Below are 13670 nucleotides of genomic sequence, written 5' to 3' on the forward strand. Positions count from 1 at the left end.
GAGGATCAGAGGATCTTATATGACTCGCACCATCGTCGCCTCCGCCACCCGTGAGATCGTGATCGGCTTCGACCAGCCCTTCTGCGTCATCGGCGAACGCATCAATCCGACCGGCCGAAAGAAGCTCGCCGCCGAAATGCTCGAAGGCAACTTCGACACAGTGATCAAGGATGCGCTGGAGCAGGTCGCCGCCGGAGCTACGATGCTCGACGTCAATGCGGGCGTGACAGCCGTCAACCCGAACGAGACCGAGCCTCCGCTCCTCGTCAAAACACTCGAGATCGTCCAAGGCCTCGTCGACGTACCGCTGTCGATCGACAGCTCGGTGACCGCAGCCATCGAGGCGGGCTTGCGTGTCGCCAAGGGCCGCCCGCTGGTGAACTCGGTCACCGGCGAAGAAGAGAAGCTGGAAGCGATCCTGCCGCTCATCAAGAAATACGACGTCCCCGTCGTAGCCATCTCCAACGACGAAACCGGCATTTCCATGGATCCGGACGTTCGCTTTGCGGTCGCCAAGAAGATCGTTGAGCGCGCCATGGACCACGGGATCAAGCCCCACGATATCGTCGTCGATCCGCTCGTCATGCCCATCGGGGCCCTGGGCGATGCCGGCCGGCAGGTCTTCGCGCTTCTGCGCCGCCTGCGCGAGGAGCTGAAGGTCAACACGACCTGCGGCCTCTCCAACATCTCCTTCGGCCTGCCGCACCGCCACGGCATCAATGCCGGCTTCATTCCGATGGTTATCGGTGCCGGCATGACCTCGGCAATCATGAACCCCTGCCGCCCGCAGGAGATGGAGGCGGTTCGCGCGGCCAACGTGCTTAACGGCACCGACCCGAACTGCACGAACTGGATCATGACCTATCGCGACCACAAGCCGGCCGAAGGAGGCCACGCCGTGGCGGCCGCTGCCCCGTCGGCATCCGGAGGACGGCGCGGAGGCCGCGCAGCCCGCGCCGGCATCGCTCGGGCGGAATAAAATGGCAAAGCATCACTCCTTCACAAGCGATCTGATTGCACTCTGGTTTCAGGCGCCGATGGTCATCGCCGCGCGCACGCAGGCGATGGCGGTGGCCGCGATGACCGGCTCCACGACCGATTACGTCGAAGCGAGCCGGATGGTGACCGAAAAGATGGCTGCCGCCGCAGAAAGCGTCGCCGCCGTCAATGTCGCCCTGGTGAAGGAAGGAATGGGTGCCGCCGCGGCACTTGCCACCGGAAAGATGAACTCTGCCGCCGCGCACAACCGAATAGCGGCGGCGGTTGTTCGGCCCTATGCCAAGCGCGTGCGGGCTAACGCCCGCCGGCTGGCGAAATAATCTGCTGGCGAGATAGAAAATGTTGAACGTGCCTTCGAAGGACGAAAAGAACGAACCGCTGGTGCTCTTCATGCCATCGGGCAAACGCGGCCGCTTCCCGGTTGGCACGCCGATCCTCGATGCCGCTCGCTCGCTCGGGGTCTATGTCGAAAGCGTCTGCGGCGGTCGCGCCACCTGCGGGCGGTGCCAGGTGTCCGTCCAGGAAGGCAATTTCGCCAAGCACAAAATCGTCTCTTCCAACGACCATATCTCGCCATTCGGGCCCAAGGAGCAGCGTTACGCCAGCGTACGTCAATTGCCCGACGGCCGCCGCCTATCGTGCTCGGCCCAGATCCTCGGCGATCTCGTCATAGACGTGCCGCAGGACACAGTCATCAACGCTCAGGTGGTGCGCAAGGCCGCGACCGACCGCGTTATCGAGCGCAATGCTGCAGTACAACTGTGTTATGTCGAAATCGACGAGCCGGATATGCACAAGCCGCTCGGCGATTTCGATCGGATGAAGGCCGTATTGGAGAAAGACTGGGGCTGGAAGGATCTCCTGATCGCTCCACACCTCATCCCACAGGTGCAAGGCATATTGCGCAAGGGAAATTGGACGGTGACCGCAGCAATCCACCGCGACATGGATTCCTCCCGTCCCTTTATCGTCGGGCTATGGCCGGGGCTGAAGAACGAGGCATATGGCGTCGCCTGCGACATCGGCTCGACGACGATTGCGATGCATCTCGTATCGCTGCTGTCCGGACGTATAGCCGCCTCCTCGGGAACCTCGAATCCGCAGATCCGCTTTGGTGAGGATCTGATGAGCCGCGTTTCTTACGTGATGATGAACCCGGATGGCCGGGAGGCAATGACCAAGGCCGTGCGCGACGCCGTGAACGACCTCATCGGCAAGGTTTGCGCCGAAGGCGAGGTCGATCGCCACGACATCCTCGATCTGGTCTTCGTCGGCAATCCGATCATGCATCATCTGTTTCTCGGGATTGATCCGACAGAACTCGGACAGGCACCATTTGCCCTCGCCGTCTCCGGTGCCCTACAATATTGGGCGCATGAGATCGACATCGAGGTCAACCGCGGCGCGCGCATCTATATGCTTCCCTGTATCGCCGGCCATGTCGGAGCGGATGCCGCAGGTGCGACACTTTCCGAAGGGCCGCACCGCCAGGACAACATGATGCTGCTGGTCGACGTAGGGACCAATGCCGAAATCGTACTCGGCAACAAGGAGCGCGTCGTCGCGGCCTCCTCGCCGACCGGCCCGGCGTTTGAAGGGGCCGAGATTTCTTCCGGACAACGTGCAGCACCAGGGGCGATCGAGCGCGTGCGCATCGATCCCGAGACTTTGGAGCCGCGGTTCCGGGTGATCGGTGTCGATAAATGGTCGGACGAAGAAGGTTTCGCCGAAGCCGCCGCGGCAGTCGGTGTAACTGGAATCTGCGGCTCGGCGATTATCGAGGTCGTGGCGGAGATGTACCTCACGGGCATCATTTCGCAGGACGGCGTCGTCGACGGCGCAATGGCGGCGAAAAGCCCCCGCATCATCCCGAACGGCCGCACCTTTTCCTACCTACTGCACGATGGCGCACAACGAATCACCGTGACGCAGAACGACATCAGGGCGATCCAGCTCGCCAAGTCGGCGCTCTATGCCGGAATTAAGCTGCTCATGGAGAAACAGGGCGTCGATCACGTCGACACGATCCGGTTTGCCGGCGCCTTCGGCTCCTTCATCGATCCAAAATATGCCATGGTGCTGGGCCTGATACCCGATTGCGACCTCACGGAAGTGAAGGCGGTTGGCAATGCCGCCGGCACCGGCGCGCTGATGGCGCTCCTCAATCGCGGACACCGTCGCGAAATCGAGCAAACCGTGAGGAAAATCGAGAAGATAGAGACGGCGCTTGAATCAAAATTTCAGGAGCATTTCGTCAACGCAATGGCGATGCCGAACAAGGTGGATGCCTTCCCGAAACTCGCCGAAGTGGTTACCTTGCCGGCACGCAAGGTGCTGACCGATGACGGTGGCGACGGAAGTGGACGCAGACGGCGACGCAACAGGGAATAGTCCCCCTGCGCCGCCACCACCTTGAACTGCCGGATAGGGCCAAGGTCGCCACCTTCAGCAAAGCAGCCTTGCCTCGGCGAGCGAGGGGATTCGATGAAGACCGGCTGCAATCCTGGACAGATCGTCATCCTCAACGGTGCGCCACGATCCGGAAAGTCTAGCATAGCGGAGGCGATCCAGGCGACGTTCGACGGTCCATGGATGAACCTTGGCGTCGACACCTATATGGAGCGGGTCACGCCTCCGCGCTACCTGCCGGGCATAGGGTTACGGCCCGGCGGTGAGTTGCCTGAGATCGAAGCGCTGGTACCCGTTTTCTATGCCGCCCTCTACGAGTCCATCGCCGCGCATAGCCGGTTGGGTCTGAATGTCGTCGCCGATTTGGGCCACCACGACGCCTATGCCGAACCTCGCAATATCCTTCCCGACTGTGCCCGTCGGCTCCTGGGCCTGCCGGTTCTCTTCGTTGGAGTGCGCTGCCGGGTGGAGACTATCATGGAGAGACGCAATCGCGGGCAGCCCGGTCGCGAAGGCCGCTATCTAACCGGTGGCGGGTCCGAACCCGTTCCGCACCAAGTGCTCGCGTGGCAGCGCGAGGTGCATCGCCCCGGCATCTACGATCTCGCGGTCGATACGTCGATGATGACGCCTGGGGAATGCGCCGCGCTCATCCGCAAGCGGCTGGATGCCGGGCCGACCACGCCGACGGCATTCCAGCGACTGGCCGCGACCGCAAGGGGTTCGCAGCCGGATTAAATGTTCATTCCCGGCATGTTCCGCCCGCCGCTATGCCGCCTGCATCTGCAGCTCGGCGAATGCGGCGCGAACATGCTCCGCAACCGCCAGAACCGGCGCCGGCGCATCCTCGATGACCTTGAGGCCAATGTCGTAGTGACCGAGATCCGGCAGGCCGTCACGCTCGCCGAGTTGAACCATTTCGCCCTGCACGAGATAGCGCGGCAGCGGTGCGATCGCGAGCCCGGCGAGGACAGCGGCGCGCTGTCCGGTCGTATAGGCACTCAAAAATGCGACGCGGAACTTCCGGCCGGCGCGCGACAGCTTCTCGACCGCATCGGCGCGCCAGACGCAGCCGTCCTCCCACATGGAAACCGGCAGAGGATCGCGCAGATGTGCGTTTCCGCATTTCGCACCGGCCCAGACCAGTTTCTCCTGCATCAGAATCTCGCCGTCCTTCGAAGATTCGTCCGATAGGCTGTTGTACACCGCGATATCCAACCGATGCTCGTCAACCCGCTTGCGCATAGCATTGCTCATGCCGATCGAAACGTCGATGGTGACGTTCGGATAAGTCTCGGCAAAGCGCTTCAACACGGCCGGCAGGATTCGTTCGCCGACATCCTCCGGCGCACCGACCCGCACAACACCGTTCATGTCGGGCAGCAGGAAGCGGGACACCGTCTCATTGTTCAGCGACAGGAGCCGCCGGGCATAACCGAGCAGGAGTTCGCCCTTCGGAGTAAGCGAGACAGATCGGGCGTCGCGCAGGAACAACGTGCAGCCGAGCATTTCCTCGAGCTTCTTGATCTGCATGGAAACAGCTGAGGGCGTGCGGTAGACCGTCTCCGCCGCAGTCGTGAAGTTGCCGGTCTCGGCAATGGCGACGAAGGTCTTGAGCACATCCATTTCGAGCAGCGGAAGAGCATGGCGCATCATCATGTTCATGGCGGCATCCTAGATCAGAAAAACTGAATGATAACATTCTTCCATTTCGTTTGATTGAACATCAGCCATGCGCGATAGTCAAGCTGCAACGACGGGAAAAGTCCCACTGACAAGGAGAAGGCTATGTCCACACTGACATTGGCGATTGACAATGGCACCCCCGGCACAGGATGGACCTCAAGCTCCGCAGCGGCCGGTAAAGCGCCTTGGATACTGAACAGCAGCTTAGACAGCACCATGGAACGCTTCATCGATGAAGGAGACATCGTACTGACACTGCTGTGGCATGCCCGGTCTTTCATCGAACGGATTGCTGAACGACGACGCGTTGGCAACCTTGTCAGGAATCGGGTGGAAACGCGCCGACAATTGGCGAGACTCCCGAGCCGGGTCCGCAATGACCTGTTACCCGTGGAACACCAGCCTGTCACAGCATTTGATAGACCGGCGGTAGCGGGCGGAATCGATCATTATGTTTGATGAATCACATCAAACATATTCGTTTGAATGATCAATCGCGTTGCACCATAACGTCCATGGTCGCGACCTTTTGAGGAACTCAGAAGGAACCAGCAATGTCTATGAACGAACATGTGTCGTCCGCCTCGAGGCAGAGCCTTGCATCCTTGCCCGGCCTTTTTAACCTGCGCGCTCGCGCCTGGGCCGCCTGGAAGCGGCATCGCAACGAACGTGTGCTGGAGAACCTCTCCTACGACACGTTGAAGGATATCGGCTTCCCCTCCGTCGATGACGCGGCGCATAAGACGGAACAATGAATAAAGACCGCAGATGCCAACCTCCCGGCATTGACCGCAAGACCAAACTATAGGGCATTCCAACGGAATGCCCTTTTTCATTGATGCCTGCCGGCGACTGTTGCTTCGCGCGTTGCTGCCTATTCGAAAAACCCCTTCGGCGTTTTGCCCTGCAAAAAAGGCTCGACGAACGCATGAAGAAGGTCGGGCTGACTTATGACGGCTGTATGCGACGTAGCCGGAAGCACGGCGAGCCGCGAAGCCGGCAGCGGTTTGCCCATGTCGCCCATGACGCCGCCGCCAAGCAGCCGGAACAGCGCGACCGAATGTTCGAGCGTCGCCACATCCGCATCGCCGGTGATGATGAGAACCGGGGTCTTCAGCGCCTTGACCTCCGGCTCCCATGCCGTGGGCTCCTTCTCGAGCGCTATCAGCTTCCTGACGAGTTCGGGAAAGCCGTCGGGATTGGCCGCGAGCTTACGATAATCCTCAGCGAACGGCATGTTGACGAACATCTCGACGGACATCTGGGGAATGAAGGCCTTGAACTCCGGTTGCCAGCCCTCGGCATCATAGGCTACGGAGGCGGCGGCGAGCTTCTTCACTTTACCCGGATGGCGAATGGCAAGCTGCAGGCCGGCACCGGCGCCCATGGAGTAGCCGAAAACGTCCGCCTTCTCGATCTGCACGGCATCCATGAAGGCTGCGACGTCGTCGGCCAGATTGGAATAGGTGATCGGCCGATCGATATCCGTGGTGCGGCCGTGACCTTGGAATTCGATTGCATAGACCTTGTGGGTCTCTGCGAGCTTCGGGATAATGGCACCCATAGACGGAATGTTCATGTAGGCGCCATGCAGGACGATCAAGGGATCGCCTTCGCCCGAAACCTCGAAATACATCTCCATGCCATTGACGCTGACCCTATCGCCCGCCGGTTCGGATTGGGCAAGTGTGGTTCCTGCAACAAGCAGAGCTACGGTGAACAGTATAGTGCGGAACATCTGTCTCTCCTCGATTTTCACCCGACCTATGCCGGCGTCTACGATAAGACGAGCGAGGTTCCCGCTCCCCGACATCAAGCCCGGAATTTTCTCAGCGGCTGCGCGTCCTCTCGCTGCTTACCTTCTGGTAGAAACGTGTATCTGGCGTCGCCACATGTTTTTGCTTTCGTAAAACTCGGTTCGATCCGAGATCTTTCAGCAGATTGGTGATTCTCATGAGTGAAAAAGAAATTCAATTGCCCGTGATTCATTTCGTGGACGCGAAGGCCTTCGAGACATGGATGGCAAAGCAGGGCCCCGCGTCCCAAGGCCTTTGGGTGAAATTCGCGAGAAAAGCGTCCGGAATAGCAAGCCTTACGCCGAGAGAGGCACTCGACGTAGCGCTCTGTCATGGCTGGATCGATGGTCAGCGACTGGGAGCCGACGGCGACTATTTCTTGAACAAGTACACGCCGCGTCGGGCGCGCAGCAGATGGTCGCAGGTCAATTGCGCTCGAGCGATGGAATTGATTGCCGAAGGGCGCATGGCCCCCCGCGGCCTTGCCGAAGTGGAGCGCGCCAAGGCCGACGGCCGGTGGGATGCCGCTGCCCCGCCGCCGAGCAAGGCCACCGTGCCTGACGACCTTCATGATGCGCTCGCGCAGAATGCAGCCGCGAAGTTGCTGTTCGACGATCTCGACAGCCGGAACCGCTACGCCATCCTATTCCGCATTCACGACGCGAAGAAGGCTGAGACGCGCGCTGCGCGCATCGATAAATATGTCGGGATGCTGAGCCGGGGCGAGACGCCCTACCCGCGGCGCAAAGCTCGATAGTATCTGGGAGACAGACGGCGCTTCACGCAGCCAGAGGCTCGACCTCGACCGTCACATGTGAAAGCTCGTGGATATGCTGAAGCTTCCGGCGGTAGATCGACGGGCTCTGCGGGTTTTTCGTCACCAGCGAAACGATGGCGCCATGGTGACCGGGCCCAAGCTGCCACACGTGCAGATCCGTAATCCGATCCCCGTCCTTTTCGATTACCGCACGTATCTCGTCCGGCAGATCCTCGCCCGCCTGGATATAATCCAGCAGCACGCTGCCGCTATCCCGGATCAGCCCCATGGACCAGCGGGCAATCACCAGAGCGCCGACAATACCCATCAGCGGGTCGAGCCATATCCAGCCGTAGACGCTGCCGGCTGCGAGCGCGACAATCGCAAGAACCGAGGTCAGCGCATCCGCCAGCACATGCAGATAGGCGGCACGCAGGTTGTTGTCCCGGGCTTGGGCGGCGGTGTGGTGGTGTCCGTGATCGTGATCGTGCCCGTGGCCGTGGTGGTGATGGTGACCATGGTGGTGATGCGAATGGTCCTCGCGAAGCAGCCAGGCACAGACGAGATTGACCACAAGCCCAAGCACGGCTACCGAAATGGCCTGCGGAAAACTGATCGCCACCGGATTGGCCAGCCGGAGAAGACTTTCCCAGCCGATGAGCAGAGCGATCAGGGCAAGTACGATCGCACTGGAAAAACCAGCAAGGTCGCCGAGTTTGCCGGTACCGAATGTAAACCGGGGGTTGCGGGCGTTTCGCCGCGCATAGAGATAGGCGAGCGCCGCAATCAGCAGAGCTGCAGCATGCGTCGACATGTGCCAGCCGTCGGCGACCAGAGCCATCGAGCCGTAGAAGGTACCCGCGGCGATTTCCGCGACCATCATTCCCGCGGTGAGCGCAATGACGAACCACGTTCGCCTTTCATTGCGCTGGTGATTGTCGCCGAGAAACACATGATCGTGGGCGGCAGGCGCCGGTGAATGGATATCGGTCATTTCAGGTATCTCCTGACGATTTCAATCAGTTCGGCAGCACCTTCTTCGCGCTCGACCTGCGTATCATGGCCGGCGACGTGCCCTCGGATATGGTCCTCTATCAGCTCGACCGTCAGCCCGTTGACCGCTCCGCGAACGGAGGCGACGAGATTGAGAATGTCGCCGCATGACTGGCCCGCATCGAGCGCGCGTTCGACAGCCTCCATCTGACCCTTGAGTCGGCGGATACGGGCGAGCAACTTTGCCTGATCTCTGTTCGTGTGTGACATAGCATAGGGGGGTACCCTATCTTTGCCGTCTATGCAAGCCGTCGGCTGACGGCTGCATTGCCGCCGAGCCGCGATCCGTCGATTGTCAGATTCCGACATGCGAAAGCCGCCGAGCCCAGGAGTCGCAATCGGCACAGCCGCAACTTTAGCTCGCATGGGCTGCATCGGGTCAATCAGCGTTGTTTTTGCTCTATTGCGGCATGCGCCTCCCCGATATTGTCGCATTTCACACAACCACCGGGTCGAGCCCGCAACGGGCTCCCGGCCCATGCATGTCGCAAGCAAAATTTCTTTCCAGTCGCGGCTTTCCATGCGAATGTCGTAATTCGACAAGCTGAAGCGCATATTCCAAGCGACGAATATGTAAGCCTTGATGCATGTCGCCCATGAGTGCGCAGCGGTTTGGGGCTGACGACTTGCACAGAAGCAATGATCTGAAGCGCGCGCATGAACTCGATTGATTGCAACGCCCTTCAGCATGGGAGGTTTTATGCACAAACCGCTGACGAAGAAGCGTTCGCTCGTCTTCTTTCTGGTGCCGAATTTTTCGATGCTACCCTTCTCGGCCGCGATCGAAACACTGCGCATTGCCAATCGCATGCTCGGTTACGAGGCCTATACCTGGCGCCTCGCTTCGACCGACGGCCAGAAGGTCTATTCGTCGGCGGGCATTGCGCTCGAAGTCAACACCTCGCTTGCCGACGAGCGCAAATATCTCGGTGGAGAGAACCGGCCCTCGATGGTTCTGGTCTGTTCGGGCGTCTATGTCGAAGACTTCCAGAACAAGTCGGTAAATGCTTGGCTGCGCGAGGCCTACAACCGCGGCATTGCGGTCGGCAGTCTCTGTACCGGCGCCCACGTGCTCGCTTCGGCGGGCCTGCTCACGGGCAAGCGCTGCGCGATCCATTGGGAAAACCTACCAGGCTTCTCCGAGAGCTTCCCTCAGGCCGACGTATATGCGGACCTCTATGAGATCGACGGCAACATCTATACCTGCGCCGGCGGCACCGCTTCGCTCGACATGATGCTGAACCTGATCGATCAGGATTTCGGCGAGAACCTCGTCAACCGCGTCTGCGAGCAGGCGCTGACCGACCGCGTGCGCGGGCCGCACGACCGGCAGCGGCTGCCACTGAGAGCACGCCTTGGCGTTCAGAACTCCAAGGTCCTTTCGATCATCGAACTGATGGAAAGCAACCTTTCCGAACCGCTGTCCCTCCTTGAGATAGCGGAGAGCGCCGACCTGTCCCGCCGTCAGATCGAGCGGCTCTTCCGCCAGGAAATGGGACGGTCGCCAGCCCGCTACTATCTCGAGATTCGCCTCGATCGCGCCCGGCATCTGCTTATCCAGTCTTCCATGCCGGTCGTGGAAGTCGCTGTGGCCTGCGGTTTCGTATCCGCTTCACATTTTTCGAAGTGTTATCGGGAGCTCTACAACCGCTCGCCGCAACAGGAACGCGCCGAACGCAAGCTGACGTTACAGATGGCGCGGTAGACCACGATGATTTAAGGCGGAAACGGCCTGAAATGTCCTCGTTTCCATTGAGTCAGGGCGAATCGCGCGGTCGTTCGTCCAAAACAGGTAGGGAGCAGAAAGCGGGTTTTGCTTCCGGCTGCGGCAGCGCGGTCGTGCAGCACACCCGTATCGCTGAAAATACGTCGACGGGGATCGCCTTGAAGGTCGCTACACTTTCCATCGCCAACGACGCCCAGGGCGCCACCCTTTTGTCGTTGAGCGGCGCGGATGCGCCGCTTCGCGCCACGCGGGCGAACTCATTTATAAAACCTTCAATCCCGCGGGCACCGCCGACGACAAGACGGTTGTCTATGGCGATCTCAACGGAGACGGCCGCGCCGATTTCCAGATTGAGCTTTCCGGCTTGAAGAGCTTGACAGCCGGCGATTTTTTGCTGTGAGCCGACGAGCGTTTGATGCTGTCGTTCTCAAGCCGAGATCCAACTCCTCCGAAATCGGCCGTCGACCTTCAAGCCGTAATCGATTTCAACAAGATGAGATGCGGGATGCGGCCGGAAAACCGCACGCTTCCCTCATCCCGCCCTCGCGTTCAGTGTTTTTATCTTGGTCAGCGTATCGAGGTTCTGGTTGACGCGGCAGTAGAATTCCTCGTTTACGAAGGGCCGGACGACAAAATCGTTGCCGCCGGCTTTGAGGAAGCGCGCAGAGAGCAGCCGATCCATCGACGACGACACGCCGATGATGCGTACCTGATGTGGGCCGTGCGCTGCTCGGATCCGACGCGTAAGCTCGAATCCATCGATATCCGGCATATTGTAGTCGGTAATGACGAGGGCAATGTCCGAATTGTTCTTCAGGATTTCCAGCGCGGCGAATCCGCTTTCCGCCGTGCTCGTGCGGAAGTTGTGGCGCTTCAACTGCGTCGTCAGAACGGCTCGTGCGGTTGGGCTATCGTCGACGATCAAAACGTGGTGCTGCTGATTGGTCAGGAATCGGCAGACGGATTCCGCCAGCATGTCGACGGCAAAGACGCTGTCCTTAATCACGTAGTCTACAATATCCTTCGCGAGAATGGCCTCGCGCGTGCTCTCCTGGAACGAGCCGGTGAAGACGACCGTCGGTACGCTCATATCGATCAGATAGGTGAGCGCCTCCCCGTTCTCCGCGCCAGGGAGATTGATATTGGAAATGGCAAGAGACGGCGCGAAAGAAGCGTTTTCGACCGCGAACAGCAGGTCCTCATAGTCGCGACAGACGATGACGTCGATGTCGAAAAGCTCCTTCAACCGCTTTGAGACCATTGAGGCAAAGAGATGGGAGTCCTCGGCAAGCACGATCCGGTGCTCGCCAAGGGATTCGCCGGAATAGTACATTCCGGAAACGCCGAAGAATGACATTTATCGCCTATGAAAAGATTGTCCCCGCATGACACCGTAGCGGCAAAAGAATTTATTCGGTGTTAATAGCGGCCAGCGCCGATATCGACACAAACCGCGGATGGATTGCATACCCCGGCCGCCGAAAAGCGGCCGTTGTGTACCAATCAGCGATTCAAGAAGCTGCTCGGGCTCTCAGACAAAAACGATATCGTCCGCGGAAAGGTCTTGAAGCGCAACGTTGTCCAGGAACAGTCCGAAATTGTCGGACCCGTTGAAGGCGATATAGAGCCCGTCGTCCGTCTCGGTCGCAGCAGCAACCAGATCGGCGAAGCTCTCGATTCGTGTCGAATCCGATGCATTGCCGATAAAGCGCAGCACATCCCCGCCGTCGAAATCGAAATCGGTAATGCGGTCGACACCCGAGAACGAAAACGTGTCCGAAGACCAGAGGTAGGTATCGGCACCGGCGCCGCCCGTCATCACATCGTCACCGCCCCCGCCCCAGAGCACATCCTTGCCGGCTCCTCCGTCGAGCCGGTCGTTACCCTCATTGCCGGCGAGCTGATCGTCGCCTCCAAGCGTGCGGATTGTATCGTCCCCTGAGTCGCCGGAAAGTTCGAACCTCTCGATATTGGTAAAGACAAGAGAAGTGCCCAGCATGCCCGTCGAGGCATCGAAATGTGTGCCCGTCAGAGGGCCGACGACGCGCAATGTATCGCTGCCGGCGCCGCCATCGATGAAGCCGGAGGGCGCAACCATCTGGATGAGATCGTCGCCGGAGCCGCCGTCAATATACGTGTCACCGTCATCGAAGCGCGATCCCGAGTCATGAATCTCGTCGTTCCCATCGCCCCCGACGAGCACGTCATTACCGCCGTTGCTGATCAGGATGTCGTCGCCACTGTCGCCATAGAGGGCATCGTCTCCGCTCCCGGAAGCGATGTAATCCCTGCCGCTGCTGCCGGCTGCGTAATTGTCACCTTCGCCCAGATGAGCGCTGAGCGAAAGGAGATTGCCGGCGATCAGCGTGTCGCTGCCATTACCGAGATTGATGTTGGCGACCTCGATGCCGTTGATCAGAGTACCCGTCGAGGCGAATCCCCGCGCAAAATCGAGGGTCACGTCCCCGGTTCTTTCTTCATCGAGCAGGGTGAGTCTGTCCCAGCCGGTCCCGCCGTCGATCACCGTGGAAGAAAGCGTCGTAAAGATGATGTCGTCATGGTCACCGGCAAAAATCCGGTTCGAGCCAACAGTGTCATTGATGATGTCGCCCCCGGTGCCAGTGTTGATCGTGTCGTCGCCCTGCATGCTTGTGCCGTCATCGCCGTCGGTGCCATACGGCCCGACAATGTCGTTACCACCACCGGTCGAGATGATATCATCAGTCGAGGCGCCGAATATTCGGTCATTGCCGCTGCCGGTGGTCAGCACTAGCCTTTCGATGCGGTTGAAGAATATATGCTCCCAGTCTGACGTGTTGTAGCCGATGATGCCGTGACCGTGCTCGCCGCTGAACCGGACGGAAGTGCTGACGTTCGCAAGGTCGATCACCAACGTATCGGTACCGGCCCCGCCCGTAACCGCGCCGCCGGTACCGATCAGGGTTATTTGATCATCCCCCTCGCCGCCGTCGAGGCGGTCGTATCCGCTCGTACTTGCCAGACGATCGTCCCCGGCGCCACCGTCGACGAGATCGTCGCCGCCACCGGCCTCGATATCATCCGCGCCTGCAAGGCCCCAAATGCGGTCCTTCTCCTCTGTTCCAACCAGTATATCGACTCCGGCCGTGCCCACTACTGTGGTCATGTCGCTCTTCCCCCTGAATGCGAAGCATGAGATTAATATTATTGCTTAAAGAAAAATCGAGATGCAATCAAAAATAAATACTGGTGATAATATACATTA

The 13670-nt window shown here is 59.8% G+C and carries 16 protein-coding genes; 9 read left to right on the forward strand and 7 right to left on the reverse strand.

Annotated elements, in window-relative coordinates:
* The first annotated feature begins 19 nt into the window (after positions 1-19).
* The 4 genes from FB009_RS23955 to FB009_RS23970 all read left to right on the forward strand — a co-directional run bounded on the left by FB009_RS23955 (position 20) and on the right by FB009_RS23970 (position 4146).
* Positions 20-979, forward strand: coding sequence for a methyltetrahydrofolate cobalamin methyltransferase (locus tag FB009_RS23955; RefSeq protein ID WP_020487353.1), 960 nt, complete (start codon positions 20-22; stop codon positions 977-979).
* Between the two features lies 1 nt (position 980).
* Complete coding sequence (locus tag FB009_RS23960; protein WP_011975923.1) at positions 981-1319, forward strand: hypothetical protein; 339 nt, start codon at positions 981-983, stop codon at positions 1317-1319.
* 19 nt (positions 1320-1338) lie between these two features.
* The gene (locus FB009_RS23965; protein ID WP_011975924.1) at positions 1339-3390 is read left to right on the forward strand and encodes an ASKHA domain-containing protein; all 2052 of its coding nucleotides are present in this window, start codon (positions 1339-1341) and stop codon (positions 3388-3390) included.
* Between the two features lie 93 nt (positions 3391-3483).
* The gene (locus tag FB009_RS23970) at positions 3484-4146 is read left to right on the forward strand and encodes a phosphotransferase-like protein (protein WP_018012387.1); all 663 of its coding nucleotides are present in this window, start codon (positions 3484-3486) and stop codon (positions 4144-4146) included.
* A 30-nt stretch (positions 4147-4176) separates the two neighbouring features.
* On the opposite strand, the gene FB009_RS23975 is transcribed toward FB009_RS23970, so the two are convergent.
* On the reverse strand, positions 4177-5073 hold the full coding sequence (locus FB009_RS23975; RefSeq protein WP_011975926.1) for a LysR substrate-binding domain-containing protein: 897 nt from the start codon (positions 5071-5073) through the stop codon (positions 4177-4179).
* Between the two features lie 14 nt (positions 5074-5087).
* Positions 5088-5375, reverse strand: coding sequence for a hypothetical protein (locus FB009_RS32820; protein ID WP_153321230.1), 288 nt, complete (start codon positions 5373-5375; stop codon positions 5088-5090).
* Here FB009_RS32820 and FB009_RS33975 point away from each other — a divergent pair.
* Entirely contained in the window at positions 5284-5553 is a 270-nt protein-coding gene (locus FB009_RS33975) for a hypothetical protein (RefSeq protein ID WP_375714203.1), read from the forward strand. The genes FB009_RS32820 and FB009_RS33975 overlap by 92 nt on opposite strands.
* A gap of 95 nt (positions 5554-5648) precedes the next feature.
* Positions 5649-5849, forward strand: coding sequence for a hypothetical protein (locus FB009_RS23985; protein ID WP_011975927.1), 201 nt, complete (start codon positions 5649-5651; stop codon positions 5847-5849).
* Positions 5850-5968: 119 nt separating this feature from the next.
* On the opposite strand, the gene FB009_RS23990 is transcribed toward FB009_RS23985, so the two are convergent.
* Entirely contained in the window at positions 5969-6832 is an 864-nt protein-coding gene (locus tag FB009_RS23990; RefSeq protein WP_127581353.1) for an alpha/beta fold hydrolase, read from the reverse strand.
* 215 nt (positions 6833-7047) lie between these two features.
* On the opposite strand from FB009_RS23990, the gene FB009_RS23995 reads away from it, so the two are divergent.
* On the forward strand, positions 7048-7647 hold the full coding sequence (locus FB009_RS23995) for a YdeI/OmpD-associated family protein (RefSeq protein ID WP_011975929.1): 600 nt from the start codon (positions 7048-7050) through the stop codon (positions 7645-7647).
* Between the two features lie 22 nt (positions 7648-7669).
* On the opposite strand, the gene dmeF is transcribed toward FB009_RS23995, so the two are convergent.
* Positions 7670-8641 carry a CDF family Co(II)/Ni(II) efflux transporter DmeF gene (gene dmeF, locus FB009_RS24000; RefSeq protein ID WP_011975930.1) on the reverse strand — a complete coding sequence of 324 codons (972 nt, stop codon included), beginning with the start codon at positions 8639-8641 and terminating at the stop codon, positions 7670-7672.
* Positions 8638-8910: a metal/formaldehyde-sensitive transcriptional repressor gene (locus tag FB009_RS24005; RefSeq protein WP_011975931.1), complete on the reverse strand. Its 273-nt coding sequence runs from the start codon at positions 8908-8910 to the stop codon at positions 8638-8640. Before FB009_RS24005 ends, dmeF begins: the two co-directional genes overlap by 4 nt.
* Positions 8911-9400: 490 nt before the next feature.
* On the opposite strand from FB009_RS24005, the gene FB009_RS24010 reads away from it, so the two are divergent.
* Both FB009_RS24010 and FB009_RS24015 read left to right on the forward strand, forming a co-directional pair.
* Entirely contained in the window at positions 9401-10405 is a 1005-nt protein-coding gene (locus tag FB009_RS24010; RefSeq protein WP_024311620.1) for a GlxA family transcriptional regulator, read from the forward strand.
* Positions 10406-10437: 32 nt separating this feature from the next.
* Positions 10438-10794 (forward strand): hypothetical protein, encoded by a 357-nt coding sequence (locus tag FB009_RS24015; RefSeq protein WP_024311621.1) that lies wholly within the window; start codon positions 10438-10440, stop codon positions 10792-10794.
* A gap of 164 nt (positions 10795-10958) precedes the next feature.
* Here FB009_RS24015 and FB009_RS24020 read toward each other — a convergent pair whose 3' ends face one another.
* Positions 10959-11783: a response regulator gene (locus FB009_RS24020; RefSeq protein WP_024311622.1), complete on the reverse strand. Its 825-nt coding sequence runs from the start codon at positions 11781-11783 to the stop codon at positions 10959-10961.
* Between the two features lie 174 nt (positions 11784-11957).
* Positions 11958-13571 (reverse strand): SMc04171 family calcium-binding repeat protein, encoded by a 1614-nt coding sequence (locus FB009_RS24025; RefSeq protein ID WP_011975934.1) that lies wholly within the window; start codon positions 13569-13571, stop codon positions 11958-11960.
* Positions 13572-13670 lie beyond the last annotated feature (99 nt).

This window comes from Sinorhizobium medicae (assembly GCF_007827695.1).
Classification (GTDB): Bacteria; Pseudomonadota; Alphaproteobacteria; order Rhizobiales; family Rhizobiaceae; genus Sinorhizobium; species Sinorhizobium medicae.

Excerpts from the sequence above, each read along its gene's own strand:
- FB009_RS24010 (WP_024311620.1), top strand. The coding sequence starts at position 9,401 with ATGCACAAACCGCTGACGAAGAAGCGTTCGCTCGTCTTCTTTCTGGTG.
- FB009_RS24020 (WP_024311622.1), bottom strand. The coding sequence starts at position 11,783 with ATGTCATTCTTCGGCGTTTCCGGAATGTACTATTCCGGCGAATCCCTT.
- FB009_RS32820 (WP_153321230.1), bottom strand. The coding sequence starts at position 5,375 with ATGAAAGACCGGGCATGCCACAGCAGTGTCAGTACGATGTCTCCTTCA.
- FB009_RS23965 (WP_011975924.1), top strand. The coding sequence starts at position 1,339 with ATGTTGAACGTGCCTTCGAAGGACGAAAAGAACGAACCGCTGGTGCTC.
- FB009_RS24015 (WP_024311621.1), top strand. The coding sequence starts at position 10,438 with ATGTCCTCGTTTCCATTGAGTCAGGGCGAATCGCGCGGTCGTTCGTCC.
- FB009_RS24025 (WP_011975934.1), bottom strand. The coding sequence starts at position 13,571 with ATGACCACAGTAGTGGGCACGGCCGGAGTCGATATACTGGTTGGAACA.
- FB009_RS23960 (WP_011975923.1), top strand. The coding sequence starts at position 981 with ATGGCAAAGCATCACTCCTTCACAAGCGATCTGATTGCACTCTGGTTT.
- FB009_RS23955 (WP_020487353.1), top strand. The coding sequence starts at position 20 with ATGACTCGCACCATCGTCGCCTCCGCCACCCGTGAGATCGTGATCGGC.
- FB009_RS23970 (WP_018012387.1), top strand. The coding sequence starts at position 3,484 with ATGAAGACCGGCTGCAATCCTGGACAGATCGTCATCCTCAACGGTGCG.
- FB009_RS23985 (WP_011975927.1), top strand. The coding sequence starts at position 5,649 with ATGTCTATGAACGAACATGTGTCGTCCGCCTCGAGGCAGAGCCTTGCA.
- FB009_RS24005 (WP_011975931.1), bottom strand. The coding sequence starts at position 8,910 with ATGTCACACACGAACAGAGATCAGGCAAAGTTGCTCGCCCGTATCCGC.
- FB009_RS23990 (WP_127581353.1), bottom strand. The coding sequence starts at position 6,832 with ATGTTCCGCACTATACTGTTCACCGTAGCTCTGCTTGTTGCAGGAACC.
- FB009_RS23975 (WP_011975926.1), bottom strand. The coding sequence starts at position 5,073 with ATGAACATGATGATGCGCCATGCTCTTCCGCTGCTCGAAATGGATGTG.
- FB009_RS23995 (WP_011975929.1), top strand. The coding sequence starts at position 7,048 with ATGAGTGAAAAAGAAATTCAATTGCCCGTGATTCATTTCGTGGACGCG.
- dmeF (WP_011975930.1), bottom strand. The coding sequence starts at position 8,641 with ATGACCGATATCCATTCACCGGCGCCTGCCGCCCACGATCATGTGTTT.